This window comes from Nostoc sp. CHAB 5715, from assembly GCF_020829685.1.
GTDB lineage: Bacteria > Cyanobacteriota > Cyanobacteriia > Cyanobacteriales > Nostocaceae > Nostoc.
Map to the genome: position 1 here is coordinate 1 of NZ_JAIVFR010000471.1, position 5,665 is coordinate 5,665.

The window sequence follows — 5,665 nt, forward strand, 5'->3', positions numbered from 1 at the left end:
AGTCAGAATACAGAATTCAGAATTCAGAATACTCTACCCATAAAGGGATAGAGTTTTAATTAGGAATAATATTTTAATTTTTTTTGCCCACAAGGGGCAAGGTTTTAAACCAATATTCATTACCCAGCGATGCACTGAGCGTAGCCGAAGTGTCGTCCAGAATTCAATTCTGAATTCTGACCGGAGGCGGAGCGTCTCCGGCTCCGCTCCTGAGTTCTGAATTCTTCTTATAAATTCGCGTTCGGGGAAGTCACGCATTCACGCATAATTGTATTCCGAGCTTCTTACGCCATTTGAAATAGTATGTTTATTTCCGCGCCCGTTGAACTAGTAATCGCTATTATACTAGGACTTACGCACGCTCTACGAATTCTTGGCGTTCTTGGCGTCTTGGCGGTTCGATAAATTAAGCTTTTGGGCGATTTTTGCGTAAGTCCTATATACAAACAAAGTCCACCTCCGTGGACTAATACAAAATCAAAGTTTGCTAACCTGTGGAGACAGATTTTGTCTGGTGTAGCCACGCCAGTGCGAGTTCTAGTAGCCAGGGCTACTGATTTTTGGAATGGAAGGGACAACCCCCTGCCGTTAATTTCTGAAGAAAGACATTATTATCAAAATAATGCTCTAAAGACTCAATCTTCAAATTATCACTTACGCGAGCAATACTAATTCCTACAATTTCTACTGTTTCCCCTGTGGGTGCATAGTCTTTATAGGAACCATTAAATGTTCCCCAATGCCGCCACTTAAAAGTAACATTAGGTGGCCCCGAAAGAACTTCTGTTAATTCCCAAAGAAAGCCATTAGGAAAAGCATTATGAAAAACCTCAAATGAAGATTCAAAAGTTTCTGTTTCAGAGCTATACTGCTCACTTTCACCCAAGAAGAGATTATAAGTACCTTCGACTGCGACATCCTGAGCAGTGTATTGTTTTCCTCCATTGGTACTCATCTTAAACTTATCAGTAACAATCGAAAGCCACTGTTGAGGATTAGATTTATTAGAAGCTTCCATCTCAAAATTTCGGACTAAGTTTTGTGCGATCGCTTCTAAAGAACCTTCTGGATGCTGAAATTTACTCTCTTGATGAAGAAATTCATTGGTGTAAGAATAATCCGGGCGTTTTCCTTCTCGCCACTGTACTTCTTCATCATGAGCAATGACTATATCTCTATCTTGTACCCAGAGCGGCAATTCTGTAGTTTTTTCGCTACTCATACAAGTTGACTGGCTATAAACATCGTTTCTCAGAATAAAGTTTTATGGATACAAGTCAATCAAAAAATATACAAAAGTAAAAAATATTTATAATTAACTCAAAAAAATTGACTTTTTACACCTTAAACTGTGTAGCGACTGTTTTAAAAGTCAAGCGTTCGCTTTGTTTGTGGAGATTTATGAAAGCGATGCCGTACCACTTCGTGGAAGCAAGCTACGCGGAGCGTCTCGTAGAGAAGGCGGGCTATTCGGCGTCGCACATGTGTACTTGATCGCGGTGCGACAAAGTTTGAAGTACTCCAAAACGACTTTGAAGTACCTCAAAACGACTTTGAAGTACCTCAAAACGACTTTGAAGTACCTCAAAACGACTTTGAAGTACCTCAAAACGACTTTGAAGTACCTCAAAACGACTTTGAAGTACCTCAACACGACTTTGAAGTACCTCAAAACGACTTTGAAGTACCTCAAAACGACTTTGAAGTACCTCAAAACGACTTTTAAGTACTTCAACACGACTTTCAAGTACTTCAACATGACTTCGAGGTATCTGTTGCTTATATAGCAGTCCTAAATCATTCGTGAGAATTTGAGATCGTTTTAACAAAGTTTGGGGGTTTAAGTCCCCTACCTAATAAGGGCAGCACGTTTTGATGCCTAATTAAAATCCCCGTTACAAAACGTAATTGCGAATGGGCGAAAAAGCGAATTGCGAATTGGTTTAACCCCCCTGTAGTCCCCCCGATGAAGAAGGGGGGACGGCTCAGACATTGAGATCAAAAGTGCGATGCCTGCTCTGGGCTACGCCATCGCCTGATATTGTAGGTTGGGTTAAGCAAAGCGCAACCCAACAAAGCCCCGGAAATGTTGGGTTTCGTTCCTCAACCCAAGCGTATTGGGTTAAAAACCATATCTTTTGTAAGGGCACAGCAATGCTCATTGGTGTCAACTTAACGTAAAAGTCATGTCCCGCAAGGAACTGAAGTTCCTTGCTAATAGCGGAAGTCATCTGAAGATGACTAAATATACCCAAAATCTTTAGTCTACTTCAGTAGACTTTAGCTGTTAGCCTTGAACTTCAGTTCAGGGCGGGTGAGGAAGCCAACAGTTAAGCCATTTCAAGGCTTTTGTTGACACGTATGAGCAATGCTTAGCCCCTACAGCATGGTCTATTTACGATCGCAGGATAATTAAGAAAAGCCTGAAAACTTCCTCAAGATAGGTAATGGACATCACGATGCATTTGTACAGTGCGTAAGTCCTACATAGGTGGATGCCTATAGCGGTTCCCATTCAGATGCGGTACAACATTACATTACCAGGTGTAGGGGCACGGCAGTGCCGTGCCCCTACGGGTATACCTCACGTAAACGAGAACCGCTATAAGCCAGAGAGTCACCCCAATATGGTTCGGATAAGTAATCTTCACCTCCTTGTGGTCTGGGAAAAGGTAAAGGATGTATTCAAAACCTTTTCCTTTTCCCCTTCAGCCGTTTCACCTTAATTTTGATAGAAATGGTTAGCACAGGGCGTTTATTTTGAAACTGTGGAAAGCTTTGCAACCATCTGAGCACGAGATGAAACCTCAAGCTTGCGAAACATCCTTTTCAAGGCTTGCTTGACAGAGTTTTCAGTAATCCAAAGTTCAGCACTAATTTTTGCATTGGTTTGTCCTTGAGCTACCAAAGAAGCAATTTGCATTTCACGAGGCGTTAAACGCTCTGTCTGTAATAGTAATGGGTGTTGCGCTCGCGCCATTGTCACCCAAGTAGAAATGTGCAAACAAAGCGCACTCAAATCTGTGAGATTTTGTGAGTCGAATGCAGGCATTCCTTGCTCACGGGTAAAACCTACCACCCCCACTAACTCACCATTGCTGACAATTGGCCCTGCCATGACGTGCCAGTGGTCAGGACGAGGACAAATCAACTGCCATGTCTTAGGTTCTACTACCAAAGCTTCATGAACAGGGGCATGGCGTTCTAGCAAGTAGCGTACAACTGGATTGTGTTGGGGTGATAATGCAATTTGCAGCGCTTTTTGGAGCTTGCTGTTAGCTAGAGGAATTTGAGTAAAGAAAAATAGCCCACATCGTGTAGCTGAAAAATACTCACTCATTTCTGCGGGTATGTGCGATCGCAATGTCTGTTCATCTTCAGCTTGAGCAATTGCATGAAATAGAGTTTGTAATGCAATCATGATTAGCAAATTGTACCCGTTCGAGGTCTAGGCGCAGTATAGCAACCAGACCTATCCTAGCTTTTGTTACACCAAACTGCTTCGCAAAGTCATTAGTCCTTAGTCCTTAGTCCTTAGTCATTAGTTTTTTTTCGCCCACTATAAGAGCGAGGTAGGTACCACCAAAAAACTCTTTATCAATGACTAATGACTAATAACCAATGACTAATGACTAATGACTAATGACTAATAACCAATGACTAATTTGTTTGCTTTTTTTGGATTACTTAACCATGACTATGAAATCTGGCATTGATGATACACAGATATCCGGGCGTTGGATTCAAATTAGTTTTTTTATCGCGGTAGTGTTTTTCAATCTCTGTTTAGCAACCCAAGTATTCAGTGTTGGACTGGCTTACTTTTACAACTCTGATTGGTGGAACCTACATATTTGGCTCGTGCGAGGATACAGCGGACTCTCACTAATTTTGTTGGTATGGGTGTTTTTGATTCCGTTTCCCCCAAGAGTCCAAAGCCTTACAGCAAGTATCCCAGTGCTGCTTGGATTGCAATTTCTCACAATTCATTTGAAGACTTCTTTTCCTTTAGCAGTCTTCCACCCACTCATCGGCTTTTCCTTATTCTCTATTTCCACAACCCTAGTTCATCGGATATCGCACATCGTATTTCCCAACTACAACCAAGACTAAATCCGAAGAGTAAACACAACTTTCAATTCTTTTAACCCTATTACAGGAGAAATACAAGTGTCTCAATACGCTGATCCATCCGTTATAGTTGATACCCAGTGGCTTGCAAATCATCTCAACGATCCAAACATCCGCATTATCGAAGTGGATATGAGTCCAAAGCCGTATAAAAATGCTCACATACCTGGCGCTGTCTTCTGGAATATCTTTAAAAACTTACTATTGCCCGATTTTAAAATGAATTGGGATGCGATCGCTTTTGAAAAGCTGATGGCACGTTCAGGCATCACCAATGACACCACGGTGATTGCTTATGGCAGTTATCCTGGAACAGGAGCTTGGATTTTTTGGTTATTGAAAGTCTTTGGGCATGAGAATGTACGAGTTCTCAATGGCGGCTACCAGAAATGGAAATCAGATGGTTGTCCACTGGCAACTGAGTTATCCACATTTCCTACCACTGATTACCGTGCCAAAGCTACTGATGCTCATCTGCGAGTATTACATAACGAAGTTCAGGCATCGATTGGTCGAAGCGATCGCATTTTGTTGGATGTCCGAACACTTCAAGAATATTGTGGTGAATGGTTTTTCGATCAGCCACCAAAAGCAGGTGAACTTACTGGGCATATTCCGGGTGCAGTCCATCTTGAGCATATCTTAACTCTCAATGAGGATGGAACTTTTAAATCATTCGACGAATTGAAAAATCTTTATACCAGTAAGGGCATTACGGCTGATAAGGAAGTGTTTCCCTACTGTGCGATCGGTGGGCGTTCTGGATATACCTGGTTTGTCCTAAAGTATTTATTAGGCTATCCGAATGTTCAAAATTACGATGGCTCTTGGAATGAGTGGAGCCGCCTGCCTGATGTAGCCATTGAGAAGTAGTGATTACTAGAATGCTCCTAATATTACCAATAACCGCACCTTTACGGACGGACACTACTACCGTTAGAAAGATTAAAATCTCTTAACCTTTCGTTACACTAAAGACATTGAGAAGGACGAAAGCAAACCTCTCGAAGCTGAAATCAAAGGTGAACGACATGAATGGCACAATTCGCGTTGGTAATCTCTTCGGAATTCCCTTCTACATCCATCCGTCATGGTTTTTAGTTCTAGGTTTAGTAACTTGGAGCTATAGCAGTGGACTGGCGGCACAATTTCCCCAATTGTCTGCGGGATTAGCTTTGCTATTGGGATTGATGACAGCGCTAATGTTATTTGCCTCTGTCGTCGCCCATGAATTAGGCCACAGTTTTGTTGCGATTCGTCGGGGAATTGATGTCAAATCTATCACGCTGTTTATATTTGGCGGTTTGGCTAGCTTAGAAAAAGAGTCAAAAACCCCAGGTGAAGCTTTCTGGGTAGCGATCGCCGGGCCCTTAGTTAGCTTACTACTGTGCGGTATCGTTACAGCTATTGGTGTTACTAGTGCTGCATCAGGCCCGTTAGCTGCAATTCTTGGTGTTTTAGCTTCCGTTAACTTGGCATTAGCCCTGTTTAACCTGATTCCTGGCTTGCCCTTAGATGGCGGAAATATACTGAA

The 5,665-nt window shown here is 42.2% G+C and carries 6 protein-coding genes; 3 read left to right on the top strand and 3 right to left on the bottom strand.

The features are described 5' to 3' along the window. Positions 1-550: 550 nt before the first annotated feature. The 3 genes from LC574_RS23490 to LC574_RS23500 form a co-directional block, all read right to left on the bottom strand. Positions 551-1,222 (bottom strand): ester cyclase, encoded by a 672-nt coding sequence (locus LC574_RS23490; RefSeq protein WP_229455981.1) that lies wholly within the window; start codon positions 1,220-1,222, stop codon positions 551-553. A gap of 177 nt (positions 1,223-1,399) precedes the next feature. Next, positions 1,400-1,759, bottom strand: a complete 360-nt coding sequence (locus LC574_RS23495; protein WP_229455982.1) for a hypothetical protein — start codon at positions 1,757-1,759, stop codon at positions 1,400-1,402. 996 nt (positions 1,760-2,755) lie between these two features. Next, positions 2,756-3,421, bottom strand: coding sequence for a LuxR C-terminal-related transcriptional regulator (locus LC574_RS23500; RefSeq protein ID WP_229455983.1), 666 nt, complete (start codon positions 3,419-3,421; stop codon positions 2,756-2,758). A gap of 272 nt (positions 3,422-3,693) precedes the next feature. Here LC574_RS23500 and LC574_RS23505 point away from each other — a divergent pair, with 272 nt between their 5' ends. The 3 genes from LC574_RS23505 to LC574_RS23515 all read left to right on the top strand — a co-directional run. After that, positions 3,694-4,113: a DUF6220 domain-containing protein gene (locus LC574_RS23505; RefSeq protein WP_229455984.1), complete on the top strand. Its 420-nt coding sequence runs from the start codon at positions 3,694-3,696 to the stop codon at positions 4,111-4,113. 57 nt (positions 4,114-4,170) lie between these two features. Then, positions 4,171-5,004, top strand: coding sequence for a sulfurtransferase (locus LC574_RS23510; protein ID WP_229455985.1), 834 nt, complete (start codon positions 4,171-4,173; stop codon positions 5,002-5,004). A gap of 158 nt (positions 5,005-5,162) precedes the next feature. Continuing rightward, positions 5,163-5,665, top strand: a 503-nt coding sequence (locus LC574_RS23515; RefSeq protein ID WP_229455986.1) for a site-2 protease family protein, incomplete at its 3' end; no start/stop codon positions are given.